Source organism: Deinococcus sp. Arct2-2, assembly GCF_004801315.1.
Classification (GTDB): Bacteria; Deinococcota; Deinococci; order Deinococcales; family Deinococcaceae; genus Deinococcus.
Genome location: NZ_SSNW01000005.1, coordinates 90453 through 109022, shown reverse-complemented (window position 1 = coordinate 109022; position 18570 = coordinate 90453). Strand labels below are relative to the sequence as shown.

Genomic DNA, 18570 nt, shown 5'->3' with positions numbered 1-18570 from the left:
AAAGCGTTTTGGCTATCCATACGCCGCTTTGTGCGCCTTTTTCATCCGTGCATAGTCCGCGTTGGCTTCGGCTTCTTCCCATTTGGCCTTGAAAATGCGGGCGGATTCGGCCTTCACCGGGTCTTCGGGCGTGCGGGGCAACTCGGCTCGGCCATGCGCTCCACTTTGGCCCTTTTTGTCGTCTGGTACGGGGCCGTCGTACTTTTTGCCGCCCTTATGGTTGGCATACCGCCGCGAGCGCGTAAAGCCCATCTGCAAAAACTTGCGGGCCATGTCTGCGCCCACAAAATCGCCCGCTTTCAGGTAGTCCAGAAAGAGGGCATAAATGGTTTCGCTGCTCTCGCGGGCAGCGTCGGGCGTGGCAAAGCGCCAATGCGGAAGAATTTCGGATTTGTAGGGCTGCACCAGCAAGACGCCTTGCTCTCCCACGCCCACCCGGTACAACTCTGGCTGGGCGCGGAGATCAAGTTCGGCGTAATGCAGGCTGTAATCGAATTTGGGGGACATGAGTTGTGGAACTCCGCTAAATTCGAATCTGCGACTTATTGACTCGTACCTAGCTCAGAAACATCTTAGGGAGATCAATCTGGAAGGTGAACCCCCCCGTTGCTGACGCAACGCCCCCCCTTGAGGGGAGGACTCAACATCTTGTGCGCTCCCCTTAAGGGGGGCTGGCTGCGAAGCAGACTGGGGGGTTGCCCATAATCGTCAACTCCGAATATTTGTTGAGCCTGCCAATCTTTTGATGTTCTTAAACTGTATAGAGATCAGCAAACGGAGTCTTTAGTTCATCCGGTCATCGTCCAGCATGGCGTTCAGCATCCAGCGGATTTTGTCTACCGTCGCGGCGTAACCGTTGTACAGGTCGGCGGTAGCAGGATCGTTGGCGTCGTCTACGGCCTGAGAATCGTCGCGGTAGCCCCGGCCCACGCGGGTCAGGTCTTCTACCAGATCGGACACCTGGGCGCGGGCGTCGCGCACGGTATCGGTGGGCACCTTCACGACGCTAAAGCGGTCAACGTCGGCGGGCGCGGCAATCGGGCTGCCGCCGAGGGCCACCAAGCGTTCGGCCTGCTCGTCGATGCTGGGAAAGATTTCTTCGATAAATTCATCGTAAGCAAGGTGTAGGTCGCGGAAAAAGCGCCCCCGAATATCCCAGTGATACTTCTTAAATTTCAGATACAGGCTGATGGACGTGGCGAGGTTGCGCTGCAACGTTTCGGCCACCACGCCAAATTCCTCTTCGCTGAGATAGCTATGATCCACGAGGCGGTTGTGAACCGTGCGCAGGTGCGCGGCGTCGGCTTTGGCTCCACCCTGCGCTTCCACCCCTTCGGTGCTGAGATTCTGATCTGTGTCTTTGACCTTGCCTGCGGCTTTGTTGCCCTTCTTGCCAGCTTTCTGCGTCATGGCCTTAACCTACCTTCCCGCCCGTGCCGCGCCCATAGGCGGATTCTTTAGGCTTGGCCTATGCGGTAGATCAGGCGGTTATCTTCCACCACCATTTCAACCTTTCCCAGTTCCTGCAACTCGGTGAGGTGGGCGGCCACCACAGCGCGGTTCAGCACCACCGCCGAAGGGGTGGTCATAGTGACATTCAGCGCGGCGCACACGCGGGCCAGCAGTTCGTCGGTGGTGGCAACCCCGGCCTGTACCGCGTGTTGCACGGCGTCGGTGATGCGCCCGTAAGCGGCAAGGTTGGCGGCCACCAACCCGGCCAAATCGGAGGTGGGATCGCCGTGACCGGGCAACACCACGCGCACGCCTTCCAGTTTGCCTAGCCGCGCCGCCGCTTCCTTCTGCAATCCCGAATCGGCGCAAAACGTCAGTGGGTGCTTCAGCAGGGCTTCTGGCCCAAACAGGGCGTCGGCAGCGTACAGCACGTCTCCGACACGCACCGCGTACATCATGGAAGCGTGGCCTGCCACTTCCAGCAACTCCACATCTGCGCCGCCGATGCGCGTCAGGCCGGGTTCGGGGGCGAGGCGGGCGGGGCTGGGCTGGGCCAGCAAGAATTTGCTCTGCAATTCGGCGGGAGGCCGCGCCCCGAACAAAATAATCGGTTCCAAAATCGGGTGCGTAATCACGGCGTCTTCCAGCGGCGGCGCAAAGATTTTAAGTTCTGGATAACGTTTCAGCACAAAGCTGTTGCCGCCATGATGATCGGCGTGGCTGTGCGTGTTCAGAATGCCGGTGGGCTGCAACCCCGCGTCGGTCATGGCCCGCAGCAACTTTCGGGCGTGAGACTCGTCCAGCCCGGTGTCGATGACCAATGCGCCGCCGCGTCCATCTTCGACCAGCACGCTGTTGACGGCAGCGGGAAAGTAATGCACACCGGGGGCGAGGGGGATGAGAGCAGAAGCCATAGCCCGCAGATTACAGGCCAAGTGCAGCCAAAGATTACTGTTGCCTGACAGACCGCATGACCCGTTGATGTAGGGTGAATCTCAAGAAGGCCGAACGCTTCGGCTCTGTTCAGAGTCCCCAAAGGAGACCCATGACCCGTTTGCCCAAACTTGCCATTATCGTCGGCAGCACCCGCGCCACCCGCTTTGCCGACAAGCCCACCGCGTGGTTTTCGGGCATCGCCTCGCAGCGTACCGACGCCGAATTTGAAGTCGTCGATCTGCGCGATTTCCCCATGCCCTTCTTCGATGAAGTGGCCTCGAACGCCTACGCACCTTCTCAGAATGAAGTGGCGCAGCGTTGGCAAAAGAAATTGACCGAGTTTGACGGCTACATTTTTGTGACCGCCGAGTACAACCACGCACCTACAGCCGTGCTGAAAAACGCAATGGATTACGCCTACCCCGAATGGAGCAAAAAGCCTGCCGCCTTCGTGGGCTACGGCTCGGTGGGCGCGGCGCGGGCCATCGAACAGCTCCGGATGATTGCCGTGGAACTCCAGATGGCCCCCACCCGTACCAGCGTGAACATTCAGGGCGGAGACTTTTTTGCTGTGTTGCAGAACAAAAAAGAGCTGTCGGAGCTGACTTATTTGCTGCCGAGTGTGAAGACTCTGCTGGATGAAGTGATCTGGTGGGCCAACGCCCTGAACGCGGCGCGGGAGGCGTAAGCGGCAGCAACTGGGATGGGGCGGTCTAAGGGTCTAGGGTCTGAGAAAGGGCAACGGCTCTAGCGCTTGATACTTAACCTGCTGAGGCTTTTGCAGAACAACCCCCCCCGTTGCTGACGCAACGCCCCCCCCTTAAGGGGAGGACAAAGGCTTTTGCGCTCCCCTTGAGGGGGGCTGGCTGCGAAGCAGACTGGGGGGTTCGCCCAAATCGTCAGCTCTAGTGCCGTGCCAACATCAGTAGAGATTCATGACGCAGAGGCGGCTCCGTGCTTCCTCTGCGTTTGCTTTTGTAGCCACTGTTGTCCCTTCACCCGGAACGCCTGACCCGTCCACCTTGCCGTGCGGGTGTAGCCTCTCCCCCGTGACCTCTGCCCCCGCTCCCGCCTTCCGCCCCTCTCCCGCACAACTCGGACTCGTGGGCGTCACGTTTCTGATGTGGGGCGGGTTTTTTTTGGTCATTCCCCTCATTACGGTGCATTTTGTAGAGGGGCTGGGGTGGGCGGCGGCCAGCGTGGGCATCGTGCTGGGCGTGCGGCAACTGACGCAGCAAGGGCTGACCGTGTTTGGCGGCGCGTGGGCAGACCGCATCGGGCCAAAGCCGCTGATTCTGGCGGGCTGCCTGATTCGTACCCTCGGCTTTGGCTGGATGGGATTTGCCGAATCGTTTGGCGTGCTGCTGGCCGCGTCGGTGCTGGCGGGCATCGGGGGCGGCCTGTTCGATGCGCCCAAGAGCGCCGCTATTACCGCTGTGACGCGGCCAGAACATCGGGGCCGCATGTTCAGCCTGATCAGCATGGCCGGAAACTTGGGCATGGTGGTAGGGCCGCTGTTGGGCGCGTGGCTGTCGGGCGTGGGCTTCCGCACGGCGGCGCTGTGGGCGGGCAGCGTGTACTTGGTGGCCTTCGCAGTGCTGGCCCTGACCTTGCCCCGCATGACTCCACCCAAGCGGGCCGAGGGTGCAAGCAGCCTAGACGGCCTGAGAATTGCGCTGCAAGACCGAGTATTCCGGCGCTTTACGCTGGTGCTGTGCGGCTACTTTCTGCTGAGTACCCAACTGAATGTGGCCGTGACCCTGAAAGCGGTGGCGCTGGCTGGCCCCGCCGCCACTGGCCCGCTGTACGGCCTGAGCGCGGGCCTTGCCGTGCTGCTGCAATACCCGCTGCTGAGGTTGGTGGAGCGCCATATTCCCACCCGCCCCGCCCTCGTGACCGCCGTGATTCTGGTGGCCACCGCGCTGGGCCTGATGGGCTTTGCCGCCACTTTTCCACAACTGCTGGCCTGCGTGGTGCTGTACTCGCTGGGCACGATGTTGGTGTATCCCACCCAGCAAACCCTCACTGCCCGCCTTGCACCTGAAGGCCGAGTCGGAAGTTATTTCGGCTTCAGCGCCATCAGCCTCGGCGTGGGCGGCGCACTGGGCAACTTTTTGGGCGGTCTACTCGTGGATGCAGGCGCAAGGCTGAACCTGCCCACGCTGCCTTGGCTAACGCTGATGGCGGTGGGCTTGGTCACGGCGGCGGGGCTGCAGTGGGCGCTCAGGGGGATGGGGGAAGTTGAATAACGCCGCTCTTATTTACTCGCATCTTCGGCTTTCATCTCAGCCAAGGCTTCTTGCAGCATCGGCAAAAGCACCTCTCCTTGGTACTGTTCCAGACTCATTCCAGTGTAAATCCACGTGACCAATGACTTTGCTTCAAGAAAACTTAGATCTAAATACAGCAAGATAATTTTTTAGATAAACTTTGCACCAATGGCGCTGAGGGCGAGATGTAGTGCAGCCTCGAGTTCAGCCAGAGTGTTGTAGGAGCGGCGGGGCATCAACACCCCTTTGATCTGCTTCCAAATCCCCTCAATCAGGTTCAGGAACGGTGCATAGGGCGGAAGATACCGGAGATACAGGCCCTGGGCTTCCCAACCGATTTGTTTTTCCCGAATGGCTTTGCCCCGATGAACTGCAGCATTGTCGAGGACGATCACAGTGAGCCGGGACGGCTCACTGTGCTGAGCAAGGGTATCCAGATAGGCGATCACCTGTTCTTGATTGCACCTGCCCTGCAACGTACGCAGCTCCAATGCTGGCGTTGTGCCGTGCAGCGTGTACGTACCGATCAACTTGAGGCGACCGTGGGATCCCCAGCGGGTCGGCATGCGGAACTGTTGTCCAGAGCCACGCCTAAACCACGTTGACGCCACGGATCACATCAGCGAGAACCCCGACTGATCAAGATATTTGAGCGTTAATGTGCCGTCCAGCGCCCCTTGTTTAGCGTGTCGAGCGCGGCCCGATGCTGGGCTTCCACCTGAGGGTCAAGGGGTTTGCCGGGCGCGTACCGCGCCCGTTTCCAGCTGTACCCCAACGCCAGCAGGTGTTGGCGAACGGTCTGCGCGGTGATCTGGAGAGCGAATTCGTCATTCAGCACCTCGGCCAATTGGGCGGCGGTCCACAGCCGGTCTTCGCCAAGCTGACTCACGAGCACAGCCGCATGGGCAGGCAACATCTTGATCGGGCGGCCTGGCCGTGGGGCATCAATGATGCCCCGCATACCGTGCTGTTCACAGCGGGTCAGGTCAGTGTGAATGCGTTGCTCAGCTCGTGCGAAATGAACAGCCAAGCGTGGCGCAGACCACCCTTCTCGGTGCAATCGGAGCAGGCTGGCCCGCAGACGTACCTTGGAATGAACCCCGGCACTCAATTCCAGCTGTTGGAGTTGTGCCGCATCTTCTGCGCTGATTACGATCTGCCGACTTGGTCGTCCCATTTCTCAAAAATATAATCTTGCTGTACTTAAATGCCGCCGCAGCAAAACAATTGTCCTTACTGGCCCGACACGCTCAATGACGGCCCGCAAGACATCTTCAGTGGTGGTGTGTTGGTCAATTAAACTTGTGATCTCCCGATCCAGCTGAGTTTCCTCATCTAGCGACAACTTCACCCCTCTCCCCCATCCTCTGCCCACAGCGCCCGCATTTCTTCGCTGCGTTCCAACAACTCGGCCAGCGTGCCTTCGTCGGTAATGCGCCCGCCTTCCATCAGCAAGATTCGGTCAGCGCGGGTCAGGGCAGTGCGGCGGTGAGACACCACCAGACAAGTCGCGTCGGTTTCGGCAAACAGGCCGTCCCACAGCACGGCTTCGGTGCGGGCGTCCAGCGCACTGCTCACGTCGTCGAAGACCAATAGATCGGCGTCGCGGGCCAGCATCCGGGCCACTGCCGCTCGTTGCACCTGCCCGCCGCTGAGCTTGACGCCGCGTGCGCCTACGGGCGTATCCAGCCCGCTGCCCAACTGCGCCATATCGGGTTCCAGCACAGCCAAGCGCACGGCGCGGTCTAGGCGGTCTGGGGCGCTGCCGCTCAGCACGTTTTCGCGCAGGCTGTCGCTGAACAGGTTGGGGATCTGGGCGGTATAGGCGCTGCGGGGCGGTACGAGGAACGACGCGGGGTCTTCTACAGGTTGTCCGTTCCAAGACACCGTGCCGGAATCTGTGGGAATGAGGCCCAGCAGCGCACGCAACAGCGTTGTTTTGCCGCTGCCGATGCGCCCTGTGACTACCACGAATTCTCCCCGGCGCACGCTGAAGCTGGCGTCGTGCAGGCCCATGCCGCTGGGGTGCAAAGCGGTCAGGCCGTTTACGCGCAGTTCTTCTAAGGGCTGAGCCTCGGCAGTTCCGGCGGCGGGCATAAGGGTCAATTCCGGCGGGTCGGCGTGCAGGTACACCGGATGATGCTGCACGGTCTGGTCACGCGGGGCGTCTTGCAGCAGGCGGTTCATGCGGTCATAGCTGACCCCGGTGCGGCGGTGGCGGGCAATCGCGTCGCCAAAAAAGCCCATGCTTCCGGTCAGGCGCGGCAGCAGCCCGATAAACAGCACGAAGTCGGCCACATCCAGCGCCCCGCCGCGAATCTTGTTGGCTCCCAGCAGCAGCACCAGCCCCACGGCAATGTTCACCATATTGGTGTTCACGCCCCGGATCAGTTCGGTCAGCAGCACGTCGCGCAGGGCGGCAGAGCGGCGAACCTCACCCAATTTGACGAGATGAGACACCATCTGCCCCTCACGGGCGGCCAGTTTCACGGCGCTCACGGCCCCGAAGGTTTCCCCGATAAAGTCGGTCACACGGCCTGTGGCCTCGCGCATGCGGCGGCGGTAGCTGCGAATAATGGGCGAAAGCCGCTGCACGAACACCACCATCAGCAGCAGCGGGGCGCACACCAGCAGCGTAATCGTGGGGTCTATGCGGGCCATTAGGGTAATGGCGATGACCGAGAAGGCTACGAAGCCCCAGCCGTCCACCCAGACTTCGGTGTATCCGGCCACATCGTCTACATCGTCGCGGAAGCGGGTCACGGCCTCGGCAGGGGTATCGGGCAGGCGGCGGGCGCGGCGGGCCGTAAGCAGGTAGGCCAGCATATTGCGCCGCACGAGGGCGTCCAGCGTGTACCACAGTTCTATCCACGCCCGGAATGCCCCATAAAAGATCCCGAATCGGCTGACCCGCACGAGGGCGAACCACGCCACCGCCACCCACGCCGCCGCAACCAGCGGTTCTATGTTGCCTGCCGTAGACGTGCCTGCCAGCCGCAACTTATCGGCGGCTTCCAGTTGCCGGAACACCCCACTGACCGCCAACGTCAGCAGCGCGGGCGAGGCGTGAACCATGCCCCACATCAGCAAATTGAAGGCAAACAGGCCGGGTTTGTACACGAACAGGCGCTTGGAAAGGGCAAAGGTTTTGTCGGAAGTGGGGAGGGTGGGTTGGGGGGCGGTGGTCATGGGTGGCAACTCCATTGCGTCAGTGGTGAGTGGTCAGTCGTGAGTGAGAACAGATGAAGGCGAGAATTGAAAGTGACGAAGGAGGTGTGCAAGACAGAGCGCAGGGGCTTTTTCCACTGACCACTCACCACTACCCACTCACCGTTCCTCACGCCAACACCCCTTCCCCTTCCGCCCCGACTCCGGCCCGCAACAGCCCTGCGTAATGGCTGCGTGGATTGGCGGCCAGTACGTCGCGGGGGCCGTCTTCCAACACTTTGCCGTCGCCTAGCACCAAAATCCGGTCGGCGCGGGCTACGGTATCGAGTCGGTGGGCAATCACGATGGCGGTGCGGCCACTCAGCAGGCGGCTCATGGCGGCGGTCAGCAGGCCTTCGGTGGCCGGATCAAGGCGGCTGCTGGGTTCATCCAAAATAATCAGGGCGGGGTCTTGCAGCATCACGCGGGCAAAGGCCAGCAGTTGCGCCTCGCCTGCCGATAAGCTTCCGGCGGGCAGCGGCGTGCGGATGCCGTGTTCCAGCCGCGCCAACCACGCGCCGAGGCCGACTTCGTGCAGGGCGGCTTCCACGCGCTCGTCGGGCAGGGTGTCGTCGAAAAAAGTGAGGTTGTCGCGCACACTGGCCTGAAACAACTGCACGTCCTGCGTCACCACCGCCACGCGGGAGCGCAGGCTGCTCAGTTTCAGGGCGCGGGTATCGAGGCCGCCAAGCTGCACGCTGCCGCCAGTCGGATCGTACAGGCGCGAGACGAGGCGCGTGAGGGTCGTTTTGCCGCTGCCCGTGCGCCCCAACAAGCCCAAGGTTTGTCCGGCGGGCAGCGAGAAAGAAACGCCGTGCAGCACGCCGCGCACCGTAGCGTCGGCAGGATCGTAGCTGAAATCCACGTTTTGGAAGGCCAGCGGCAAGGCTCCTGCTGGAAGCTGCTGCACGCCTTCCGGCAAGCTGGAGCGCAGGGCCAAGAGTTCGCCCACGCGGAACAAACTGGCCCCCGCTTTTTGCAAGTCCTGAAGCTGCTGCGTCAGTTGATCTATCGGTTCTTCGATCATATTCATGTACTGGTACAGCAAAAAAGCCGTGCCCAGCGAAATTGCGCCCGCCGAGTACAGCCCCACCGCCGAAACCAAAATGGCTACGTATCCGGCGGCAAACAGCCCCATGCTGAGCTGCCACACCACGCTTCGCCGCTGCCAAGACAGGGTGCTGCGGCCAAAATATTCGCGCTGCACCTTCAAATACCTGTTCAGATGGTGCGGCCCTGCGCCGAGCGAGCGCACGTCGTCCAACCCCGCCAGCCGTTCTTCGATAAAGCCGAACAGTTTGGCGCTGCTTTCGCGTTCCAGCCGGGTCGGTTCTACGCCCGCCTTGCGAACCCGGTTCATGGCGATCAGCGTAATCACCACAAAACTGGTGATGCCCAGCCCAATCCACACGTTCTCGCGGTAGAACATGACGATTGCGCCGATGAGCAGCAGGGCGGCCCCGAACACGCGCACCGCGAACTGCGAGAAAAAGTTGCTGAGTGCCGTTACGTCGCCGTCGATGCGCTCGATCATTTCGCCGGGGGTGCGTTCCTTGTGCTCGTGCATATCCAGCGACAGCAGGTGCGCCATCAGGTCGGCCCGCAGGCGGTTGGTGGCCCGCCAGCCTACCCGCGCCCCCACATAGGTTGCGCTGGCGGTCAGCAGTTGCACGCCCACCGCCACGCCGATATACACGCCCGCCAGCCACGCCAACTGCGCCACCGGAGCCGCCGCGCCCAGTTTCGCGCCGTCTACGAATTGGCGCAGGAGTTGAGGCAAGATCAGGTTCAGACCCGTGGCCGTAAACAGCAGTACCGCCAGCAGCAAGACGCGCCACCACAGCGGCCCCAAGTAAGTTCGCAGCACCGCCAATGCTCCCGACTTAGGCGGCGGCGAGGAAGATCGGGTATCGGAAGGGGGCGCGGCGGCGGTCATACGGTCAGGGTAGGGCGTGGGCAGGGGCGGGCGCATACGCCGAGTGGCGCAGAGAGGGCGCTGTTGGGGGCAAACCGCCTTAATCGTTGCTCCACGCGGTACGCTGTGAGCGTGAAGGATGAGCCGCAAGCCCCGCAGGAACAGAATCCGGCCCCTACCCCCAGTGCAGCCGCCAATGTCGTCGTCAGCGCCACCGTCTGGACAGGCGAACGCTGGACGGTAGACGGCATAGAAGACACGCCGACTGGCCGCATGGCCCGCGTAGAACTGCCTTCGGGCCGCACCGTAGACATCTTGCTGTCATCACTGCCGGACGGCGTGCAGGAGGGCGATATTCTGGGGATTCAGGATGGGCCGGACGGTGCAGTGGCGCATATTTTGAGAGAAGAAACGCAGGCGCGGCACCTAGAAGCAGGGGCCGAACTAGAAACCCTGAACGCTCGCGGCGCGGCCCTAGCGGTAGATGTCGAGGGAGAAATTACCCTATGAGGATGACACTGTGAGTACCCCTAAAGAATCTGGGAAGAAGCCAGCAGCCAAAAAAACGCCCACCCCTAAGAAGACGGCTGCTAAAGCCTCTGCTGCCAAAACCGCCTCGGCGGGAAAAAAGACGCGCAGCACGGCGGGCAAGGGCCGGGGCCGCCCCAGTTCCTCTGACCTGCTAGGTCTGCTGGTATTGGGCCTCACCGCCAGCCTCGCGGCGTGTGCGGGCGGCGGCCTGTTCGGGGGCGGCACCACCGATACGGGCAAAACAGACACCGCCACCACGCCCACCGGACAGGTCACGATCCGCTTTTTGGACGTAGGGCAGGGCGACGCCGTCCTTATTCGCAGTCCCGAAGGCAAAACCATGCTGTACGACGGGGGCCGCAGCGCTGACCGTATGCGCGAACATATGGACACTTACGGCATTACCAAAGTAGACCTGATGGTAGCCAGTCACGGCGACGCCGACCATGTTGCGGGGCTGGTAGCCGCTGCCGAGGCCAAACCCACCTTGTTTATCAACAACGGGATCGCGCCCACCACCCAAACTTGGAAGCGCCTCGTAGACGGTTTGGAGGCCGCCGGAACCAAGTTTCAGAAGGCCAACAATCAGGTGATCAATTTGGGCAGCGTGAAAGTGCGCGTGATCGACCCGCCCGCCGGAATGGGCAAAGACCAGAACGAAAACAGCATCGGCATCCGCCTTGATTTCGGCAACTTTCACGCCCTGATGACGGGCGACAGCGAGAAGCCCGAAACGCAGGCTTGGCTGGAAGAAGACCGCCCGGAAATCAAGGGGCCGTTCCAGCTCTATAAGAGCGTTCATCACGGGGCGGCCAACGGCGACCATGCCGCGTGGCTGGCGTCGGTGCGGCCCGAAAACGTCGTAATCGGCGTGGGGCCGAACAATTACGGCCACCCCACCAAAACGGCGCTGGACTTGTACAAGCAAAACGGAATCCGTATCTACCGCACCGACCAGAACGGCACGGTGACCTTCGCGGGCAACAGTGATGGGACGTATACGTTGACGGCAGATCGGTGAAACGGGGCGTGAGGGACGGAGTTTAAGGGGGCTTGGTCTAAGGGTCTAGGGTCTGAGGGTCTAAGAGCAGGTCAAGGGCAATCGCTGGCGCTCACTCCCCTCACCCCGCTGATGCTCAGCGCCCCTCTCCCGCAAGGGGCGAGGGCAACAACAACGCCGACACCGCCACTTCAAAGCGTCCCCGCCCAACTGCGTGTGAGGCCGTCGTGCGTGCAACGCGCGGGCCAATTCCATCTTCAAGACGACTGGCAATTCAGCTTCAGATGAAGGAACAAACCAAGTCTGAACGCGACAAGATCAATCCTCCTCAGCGGAGCGACCACTCCCCTGCACCCTTTGGGGGCGGGGGCTGGGGGGTGGGGGAAGAAGGCGTAGGAGAAACCCCAAATCCCGCCTTAGAGCATTTGTCACAAGAGATCTTTCAGAAGGGCGCGGGTGAACCAGTGCCCCACCTGTTGTCCAGAAATTGCCTTCAGGGCGTCACAATGCCTTCAATCAAGCGATCCACACTCCGCCGTGCATCACCACGCAGGACGCCCTTGACCTGCGAGAACAACCACTCAATGGGATCGAAATCCGGACTGTAGGACGGCAAAAACAGCAGCGTGCACCCTCGATCTTCAATGAGCGTCCGAATGGACGCTCGATGGTGTGAGGAGAGGTTGTCCATGATGACCACCTGATCCCGCGTCAATGCAGGGCACAGTTCGTGTTGGACGTAGTATTCGAAGCTCACAGCGGTCACCGGCCCATCCAGAATCAGTGGGGCCAGTGGCCCCGCTGATCCCAGTGCACAGATCAGGGTGTCGTTTTTGCCGTGATTGCGAGGCACCACACTGACCGCCCGCTGGTTGCTGGGCGCGCGGGCATAGCCGCGCGTCATGGACGTGTTGAAGCCGCTCTCGTCCACGAAGATCAGGCGTTCAGGGTGATCAAGGTAGGGCTGGAGGTCGTTCAGGAATACCATGCGGCGTTCCTCACTGCGTTCTCTGGCGACCAGCGTTTTTTTTGTGGGTGATGTGATGGCGGCGGAAGACCCGATCCACTGTCTTGAAACTGACCTTGAGTCCAGTGGCTGCTTCAAGCAGATCCGCGTGCTCCTGTAACGTTGCGTCCCCATGGCTCTCCAAGTGCGCCAGCAGCTGCTCTTCGTGGGTGGGCGTCACCGTGCGGTGACGCCCCGTCGGTTTTGGGACGACGTGGAGGGTGTGGTCACGCTGGCGGGCTAGGTACCGCTGGACAGTCGTGACATGCACGGAGAAGTGCTGTGCCGCTTCTGCAGGCGAGGCTCCACCCTCAACCAGCGCAACGATGCGCGTCCGCAACTCCAACCCGTAGCCTCGCACTCCAGCAGTGTTCATACGTCTATTCTGACAAATGCTCTAAATAAACCGCAGAAGCCGAAGCCCTACAACACCACCCGCAACCGCTCCAGCCCTTGCAGCGCAAAGTTAGGCCGGTAGAAAAGCGTCTGCTGGGGCACCGTGTATTCAGGAAAACGCGTCATCAGGCGGGTCAGGAAGGTGGTGGATTCTAGCCGCGCCAGCGTTGCGCCTAGGCAGTAGTGCGGGCCGCCCGCGAAAGCCAGATGCGTGCGGGCATTGGCCCGGCTCAGGTCTAGCGCGTGTGGATCGGCGTATAGGCGGGGGTCTCGGTTTCCACTGGCGTAGCTGAGACTCAGGTGGGTTCCGGCGGGCAGGGGCACATCGCCCAGAGTCAGGGGCGCGGAGGTGAAACGGCCACTGCCCCGCACAGGCGACAGGAAGCGCAACAATTCCTCGGTGGCGTTGGCGGCGCGGCCCACAGGATCGGCGGCCAACCATGCCCGCTGCTCCGGATTCTCGGCTAACGCGTGAAAGGTTCCGGCGATCAGGTTGCTAGTGGTTTCGTGGCCTGCCACCAACAGCAGCACGGCGTTTGCCAGCAGTTCGGCGCTGCTCAGGCGGCCCCCGCCTTCCCCCTCGGTTTCGGCGGCGGCCAGCGCACTCAGCAGGCCCGGTTGCGGCTCGGCCCGCAGGTCGTCGGCCAGCGTCCGGAAATACTCGCGCATCTGCTGGGCGTCGGCTTCTATTTGTGCCCAACGTTCCGGGGAGATATTCACGCCGCCCAACAAGTCGGCCACACTTTCAGACCACGCCCGGAAGCGTTCGGCGTCGGTTCCGGTGAGGCCCAGCATCCTCACGATGACCGTGACGGGGAGCGGATAAGCGACGGCCTGCACGATATCCACACCCTCAGGATCAGTGTTGGCGGCAGCTTGGGTCAACAGATCATCGGTCAGGGCGGCGATAAACTCGCGGCTTTCTTCCAGCACACGCGGCGTAAAGGCCCGCTGGGCCAGCGAACGCAGGCGCGTATGGCTGCCGCCGTCATGGAAGAGCATCATGGGATTCATGACCGCGTAACTGGCGGTGTGGCTAAAGCCTTCGCCGACTTCAAATTTGCCCGTGCGAACGTCGGGATGCCGCAGCGCCGCCGTGATTTCGGCGTGTCCAGTCAGCACAGCCAGCCCGTGAGCAGGCGACACCAGCACCGGGTTCACGGCCCGCATTTTCTCTAAAAACAGAGGGTCTTGCAGGTGTGCGCCCTGCCAATACGCGCCGATCAGTTGCTCTGCACCGTTTTCTGCACTGTCAGGAGTTGCAGTCATGCCTACAGGCTACCCCCACGCCCGCCTGCTAGCCTGACTGCATGCGTTTGGTGGTGGGAGTCAGTGGTGGCAGCGGCATTCCGTATGCGGTGGGCGTGTTGCGTGCCCTGCATGAACTGGGCGTAGAAACGCATTTGGTGGTGTCCAGCGGGGCAAAACGGGTAATGAGTGCCGAGGGCGGGCCGCAACTGCCTGACTTGACCGCGCTGGCTACCCACGTCCATGAAGACCGCGATCTAGCCGCCAGCGTCGCCAGCGGCAGCTACCGTACCGATGGCATGCTGATCGTGCCGTGCAGCGCGGGCACTCTTGCCAAAGTCGCGCACGGTTTTGCCGACAATCTGGTGTCTCGGGCGGCCCACGTGACCCTCAAGGAGCGCCGCCCGCTGGTGCTGGTGGTGCGCGAAGACCCGTTGCCGCGCCCGATGCTGCAAAACCTGTTGGCCGTCCACGACGCTGGAGCCACCGTAATGACCGCCAGCCCCGGCTTCTATCACGCGCCGGAAAGTGTAGAAGAGTTGCTGCATTTTGTGACGGCCCGCGTGCTGGATCAGTTCCGGCTGGATGTGCCGGGATTCAAGCGGTGGAGGGAGTGACTGGGCAAGAAGTGGCCGAACAGAACTCCAAGCCGAAAATAGCTGCGCTGATTCCGGCGGCAGGGTCAGGGACACGGCTGGGGCGGGGGCCAAAGGCTTTTGTAGAAGTCGGCGGTCTGAGTTTGCTGGCCCGCAGCGTGGCTTGCTTACGCCCGTATGTAGATGAAGTGCTGGTGGCCTTGCCCGCCGGGTTATTTCTCCCAGACGGAGTGCAGGTGCGGGCTGTAGAAGGCGGCGACACCCGCCAAGCCAGCGTCTTGGCGCTGCTGCGTGCCACCGACGCTGACGTAGTGCTGATCCACGACGCCGCCCGCCCCTTTCTGCCCGCCCGCGTGATCCGCGAAGTGGCCGACGCCGCATGGGACGTGGGAGCCGCCACCGCTGCCCTGCCTGTGGCCGATACCTTGGTGCAAGCAAAGGAGAACACCGATTGGGGAACGCTGACGCCCCGCGAAGGTCTCTGGGCCGTGCAAACGCCGCAAGGCTTTCGCCGCGCCTCGCTGTTGGCCGCCCACGAATCGGCCAACAGCGAGGGCCACGCCGCCACCGACGACGCCGGACTCATTGCCCGTTTGGGGCAACGTGTAGCCCTGATTCCCGGCGACGCCCGCCTGTTTAAGGTGACGACACCGGGAGATCTGGCGCTGGCGGAAGCGGTAGCGGCGGTGTGGGACTTAACAGCAGTGAGTGGTGAGTAACCCCGTTTAGGGCTTGAAACGCCGTCTTAGTCGGTGTTCGCACTACATGACGTTGTTGAACAAGATGGGTAGAGTTCATGGGCAACGCGGTCTGGGTGGCAGAAAAGCAGAAAAATGGCGTTTGAGGCGAATTTTAGAGATTTTGCGTTCAGCACGAAAAAAATAAGCCCTAAACGGGGTGAGTAGTCAGTGGTGAGTGGGAAAAGACGGGAAAGAAACTAACCTACATCGGCCCTTTTGCCTTTCCCACTGACTAATTACCACTCACCACTCACTTCCCCTGTTGTGCCAGCCGCAAAAAATACGCGCTGCTCTTGTCGTTGGGATCAAGCTGCACCGCTTGTGCATAAGCTTCCGCCGCGCCGCCAAAGTTGCGGGCTTCGTAGCGGGTGCGGCCCAGCCATGCCCACGCTTTGGCATACTTGGGGCTGAGGGTAGCAGCTTCCAGAAATCCCGTCTCAGCCGCCGTTTTATCGCCTGCGGTGTAGCGGGTGTAGGCAGCGCGGAAGGCTTGCACGGCTTTCAGGCCCACTGTCGCGCCTTCCTGCGCCACCGACAGGTTGAAGCGGTCTGCGGCGCTGGCACTGGGGAGGGCTGCCGCGCCCGTGTAGGCCGTCAACGCCGCCGGTGCGTCCCCAAGTTCGAGGGCCAGTTTGCCCGCCTCGCGCCACGCCTCGGCAAAGTTGGGGGCGGCGGCGGCGGCCTGCTGGAATCCGGCCAACGCTTGGGCTTTGCGGCCCGCATCCAACTCACCGTAAGCACGGCTAAAAGCGCGTGTGGCAGCGGGGCCGTAGCGTCCAGCACTCTGCGCCAACGAGCGGAAGTAGGTCAGCGTTTTGTCGGCGGGTTGCAGCACCAGCGCCCGGTCATAGAAGGTCTGGGCTTGTGCATAATTACCCGCTTCCAATGCAGTGCGTGCCGACCACGTGGTGCACGGCACGCTGGCCGGGTCAAACTTGAGGCAACTGGCAAAAAAGGCCGCCGCCTGACTCGGCTGATTGCGCGTATAGGCCGAGTACCCAAGGTTGTACTGCACGTTGGCGGCGCTGGCCGTTTCTGCTGCCGACGCGCCAGTTGGCACGGCCCGGAAGTAGGCTTCCCAGCTCAATTCGGCCTGACGCCAAAAGCCTACCTCTGTATAAATTTGAGCACGCAGGCGCAAATAATCGGGGTTGCTGGGTGCGGCGGCCACCGCACGTTCGGCGGCAGCAGCAGCCCGTTTCCACAGGTCTTGATCAATGCTGGCGCTGCCCTTCGGATAGGTGGCCCTTGCTTTGGCCGCCAAATCGCCCGCTTCGGCTGCCGCCTGTGCCGCAGTTTGGGGCGTGCTGGTTGGCGTTGCGCTGGATTGAGTGGGCGGAGCGGTTTGGGCTTGTGCGCTGCCGAGCAGGAGGGCCGTCAGGATCAGGGTGGTTCGGATGGGGGTCATAGGGTCTCCTGTAGAAAGGTGCGGTGGTGAGATTGGCGGGACGGGAGCCGGTTAAGCACTCTTTCGGTCAGCACTGTTTTGGTCAGCATAGGCAGTGCAGATGAGGCCGCCCATGCTTCAGCTTTAGGCGGCGTTGTGGGTTTGGTGGGATTGTGGTCAGAAAGGGGTTGAGGTTTGGCTTATTGGCCTGCCCCCACATTCTCCCCCACCCCCCAGCCCCCGCCCCCAAAGGGTGCAGGGGAGTGGTCGCTCCGCTGAGGAGGATCGATCTTGTCGCGTTTTCAGTCGGCTTGTTCCTTCATCTGAAGCGGAATCGTCAGTTCATTCGGAGATGGAATTGGCCCGCGCGTTGCACGCACGACGGCCTCACACGGATGGGGCGGGGACGGTGTGGGTTTGCTTTTTGCTCCTCACCCTTGAGGGGGGAGGCTAGGAGGGGGTGAGTGAGCAACGCGATTGCCCTGCCTTAGACCCTCAGACCCTAGGCCCTTAGACCAGCCCCAGCCCGCTCAAGCGCCGTCCAGTAAACCCAAAAACTCACTCAGCACTTCCGGGTCAAAATGCGTGCCAGCCCCGTCTTCCAACATGGCTTTGGCCTGAATCAGAGAAAAAGCGGGGCGGTAGGGACGGTCATGGGTCAGGGCGTCGTACACGTCTACTACGGCAAAGATTCGGGCCAGCAGTGGAATCTGCGTGCCGTGCAAGCGGTCTGGGTAGCCGCCGCCGTCCCAGCGCTCGTGGTGAGAGCGCACAATTGCCAGCGCCCCGGCAGGCAGGGTGGGCAGACGGCGGGCCAGCGCTTCGCCCAACACGGTGTGGGTGCAGATCAGGGCGCGTTCTTCGGGCGACAGGGGGCCGGGTTTGAGGAGTACGCCGTCGGGCACGCTCAGTTTGCCTAAGTCGTGCAGATACGCACCTTGGCGCAGGGCGTCCTGATCGGCGGCGCTCAGGTTCAGGGCCGCGCCGAGGGCTTCAGCCAACGCCACCGTGCGCTCCGTGTGGCCCTGAGTCTCGAAGTCGCGGGCTTCCAGCGCCATGCCCAGCGCCATCATCGCGCCCTCGCGGGATTCGGCGGCGCGGCGTTCCTCGTGGGCACGCTCCAGCGCCAATGTTCCCGCGTTGGCAAAGGCGGCCAAGAGTGCGCGGTCTTGGGCGGTAAACCCCGGCGAGATGCGGCCCAGCGTCAGCACGCCCAGCACTTGGCGATCTTGGGTCAGCAGCGGCGCGAACATCACGTCCTGATCGGGGGCGTTGCCCACCCGCACGGCGTGAGAGGGCAAATCGTGCGCGGGGATGTGCAGCACGGCGCGGCCCAAGCACCCGGTTTTTGCGCCAGAAGCATCGGCGTCCGCCGCCATCTGCTCGGCCTGCAACTGCTCGGCCCGCATCTGTTCAGCCTGCTCGATGGCCTGCCAAGACAGCCCCTCACCGCGCCGCAGCACCCAGCCCAGCGCCTTTGCGCCCGGATCGGTAAATTGTTCTCTGGACACGGTAGAAATGGTCAGGGTATCGGCCTGAGGATCGAAGCGCAGAAAGTAGGCGTAGCGGGCGGCCATCAGTTCCACCACACCCAGCGTCAGCGCCTCTTCTACTTGCGGCGGCGTGCGGGCCACCAGCAACGCGGCGTTCAGGTCAAGGAGTGCAGTAAGGGCGGCGTGTTCGGCAGCATGGTCGGCGGCAGGAGATGGCGGCAGCTCATACGGCTCCTGCGGGGGAAAGGAGCGCCCAGAAGGAAAGTTGGAAGTCACCGGAGGCCGCCCTTGCCCCAACGGTACGGGTAGGACGCACTTGGCCCCAGATGCCTACCGGTGAACATAGGCAAAACAGACCGCTGCATAAACATGAGCTTGGCAGAAATGCTACAA

At 62.2% G+C, this 18570-nt stretch carries 19 protein-coding genes; 6 read left to right on the top strand and 13 right to left on the bottom strand.

From position 1 onward, the window contains the following. Nucleotides 1-12: 12 nt before the first annotated feature. The 3 genes from E7T06_RS04010 to E7T06_RS04000 form a co-directional block, all read right to left on the bottom strand. A complete protein-coding gene (locus tag E7T06_RS04010) occupies nt 13-507 on the bottom strand; it encodes a DUF4385 domain-containing protein (RefSeq protein ID WP_168733361.1) in 495 nt (164 codons plus the stop codon). A gap of 276 nt (nt 508-783) precedes the next feature. After that, a complete protein-coding gene (locus tag E7T06_RS04005) occupies nt 784-1410 on the bottom strand; it encodes a Dps family protein (protein ID WP_136364557.1) in 627 nt (208 codons plus the stop codon). Between the two features lie 47 nt (nt 1411-1457). Continuing rightward, entirely contained in the window at nt 1458-2366 is a 909-nt protein-coding gene (locus E7T06_RS04000) for an MBL fold metallo-hydrolase (RefSeq protein WP_136364556.1), read from the bottom strand. A gap of 131 nt (nt 2367-2497) precedes the next feature. Between E7T06_RS04000 and E7T06_RS03995 the strand changes: the two genes are divergently transcribed. Together E7T06_RS03995 and E7T06_RS03990 are read left to right on the top strand one after the other, a co-directional pair. Then, complete coding sequence (locus tag E7T06_RS03995; RefSeq protein ID WP_136364555.1) at nt 2498-3076, top strand: NAD(P)H-dependent oxidoreductase; 579 nt, start codon at nt 2498-2500, stop codon at nt 3074-3076. A gap of 361 nt (nt 3077-3437) precedes the next feature. Beyond that, a complete protein-coding gene (locus E7T06_RS03990; RefSeq protein ID WP_240740831.1) occupies nt 3438-4637 on the top strand; it encodes an MFS transporter in 1200 nt (399 codons plus the stop codon). Between the two features lie 8 nt (nt 4638-4645). On the opposite strand, the gene E7T06_RS21115 is transcribed toward E7T06_RS03990, so the two are convergent. The 5 genes from E7T06_RS21115 to E7T06_RS03970 form a co-directional block, all read right to left on the bottom strand. After that, the gene (locus E7T06_RS21115; protein WP_168733360.1) at nt 4646-4798 is read right to left on the bottom strand and encodes a hypothetical protein; all 153 of its coding nucleotides are present in this window, start codon (nt 4796-4798) and stop codon (nt 4646-4648) included. 9 nt (nt 4799-4807) lie between these two features. Then, nucleotides 4808-5269, bottom strand: a complete 462-nt coding sequence (locus E7T06_RS03985) for a transposase (RefSeq protein WP_346763185.1) — start codon at nt 5267-5269, stop codon at nt 4808-4810. A 44-nt stretch (nt 5270-5313) separates the two neighbouring features. After that, nucleotides 5314-5835 carry a helix-turn-helix domain-containing protein gene (locus E7T06_RS03980; RefSeq protein WP_136364553.1) on the bottom strand — a complete coding sequence of 174 codons (522 nt, stop codon included), beginning with the start codon at nt 5833-5835 and terminating at the stop codon, nt 5314-5316. A gap of 170 nt (nt 5836-6005) precedes the next feature. Further along, nucleotides 6006-7847 (bottom strand): ABC transporter ATP-binding protein, encoded by a 1842-nt coding sequence (locus E7T06_RS03975; protein WP_136364552.1) that lies wholly within the window; start codon nt 7845-7847, stop codon nt 6006-6008. 148 nt (nt 7848-7995) lie between these two features. Further along, nucleotides 7996-9801 (bottom strand): ABC transporter ATP-binding protein, encoded by a 1806-nt coding sequence (locus tag E7T06_RS03970; protein ID WP_240740830.1) that lies wholly within the window; start codon nt 9799-9801, stop codon nt 7996-7998. Between the two features lie 111 nt (nt 9802-9912). On the opposite strand from E7T06_RS03970, the gene E7T06_RS03965 reads away from it, so the two are divergent. After that, complete coding sequence (locus tag E7T06_RS03965; RefSeq protein WP_240740829.1) at nt 9913-10290, top strand: DUF3006 domain-containing protein; 378 nt, start codon at nt 9913-9915, stop codon at nt 10288-10290. A gap of 10 nt (nt 10291-10300) precedes the next feature. Then, nucleotides 10301-11332, top strand: a complete 1032-nt coding sequence (locus E7T06_RS03960) for a ComEC/Rec2 family competence protein (protein WP_136364550.1) — start codon at nt 10301-10303, stop codon at nt 11330-11332. Nucleotides 11333-11804: 472 nt separating this feature from the next. Here E7T06_RS03960 and E7T06_RS21630 read toward each other — a convergent pair whose 3' ends face one another. Genes E7T06_RS21630 through E7T06_RS03950 form a run of 3 tightly spaced genes read right to left on the bottom strand, consistent with a single transcriptional unit; the run spans nt 11805 to nt 13982 of the window. Continuing rightward, nucleotides 11805-12422 (bottom strand): IS630 family transposase, encoded by a 618-nt coding sequence (locus E7T06_RS21630; protein ID WP_240740837.1) that lies wholly within the window; start codon nt 12420-12422, stop codon nt 11805-11807. Continuing rightward, nucleotides 12310-12693 (bottom strand): IS630 transposase-related protein, encoded by a 384-nt coding sequence (locus E7T06_RS21625; RefSeq protein WP_240740828.1) that lies wholly within the window; start codon nt 12691-12693, stop codon nt 12310-12312. The genes E7T06_RS21630 and E7T06_RS21625 overlap by 113 nt, the downstream gene beginning before the upstream one ends. Nucleotides 12694-12740: 47 nt before the next feature. Then, nucleotides 12741-13982: a cytochrome P450 gene (locus E7T06_RS03950; protein WP_136364549.1), complete on the bottom strand. Its 1242-nt coding sequence runs from the start codon at nt 13980-13982 to the stop codon at nt 12741-12743. A 41-nt stretch (nt 13983-14023) separates the two neighbouring features. Between E7T06_RS03950 and E7T06_RS03945 the strand changes: the two genes are divergently transcribed. Continuing rightward, nucleotides 14024-14578 carry a UbiX family flavin prenyltransferase gene (locus E7T06_RS03945; RefSeq protein WP_136364548.1) on the top strand — a complete coding sequence of 185 codons (555 nt, stop codon included), beginning with the start codon at nt 14024-14026 and terminating at the stop codon, nt 14576-14578. Next, nucleotides 14566-15276, top strand: coding sequence for a 2-C-methyl-D-erythritol 4-phosphate cytidylyltransferase (gene ispD / locus E7T06_RS03940; RefSeq protein ID WP_136364547.1), 711 nt, complete (start codon nt 14566-14568; stop codon nt 15274-15276). Before E7T06_RS03945 ends, ispD begins: the two co-directional genes overlap by 13 nt. Nucleotides 15277-15547: 271 nt before the next feature. On the opposite strand, the gene E7T06_RS03935 is transcribed toward ispD, so the two are convergent. Together E7T06_RS03935 and E7T06_RS03930 are read right to left on the bottom strand one after the other, a co-directional pair. Next, the gene (locus tag E7T06_RS03935) at nt 15548-16705 is read right to left on the bottom strand and encodes a tetratricopeptide repeat protein (RefSeq protein WP_136364546.1); all 1158 of its coding nucleotides are present in this window, start codon (nt 16703-16705) and stop codon (nt 15548-15550) included. A gap of 509 nt (nt 16706-17214) precedes the next feature. After that, entirely contained in the window at nt 17215-18453 is a 1239-nt protein-coding gene (locus E7T06_RS03930; RefSeq protein ID WP_136364545.1) for an HD domain-containing phosphohydrolase, read from the bottom strand. Between the last annotated feature and the right edge of the window lie 117 nt (nt 18454-18570).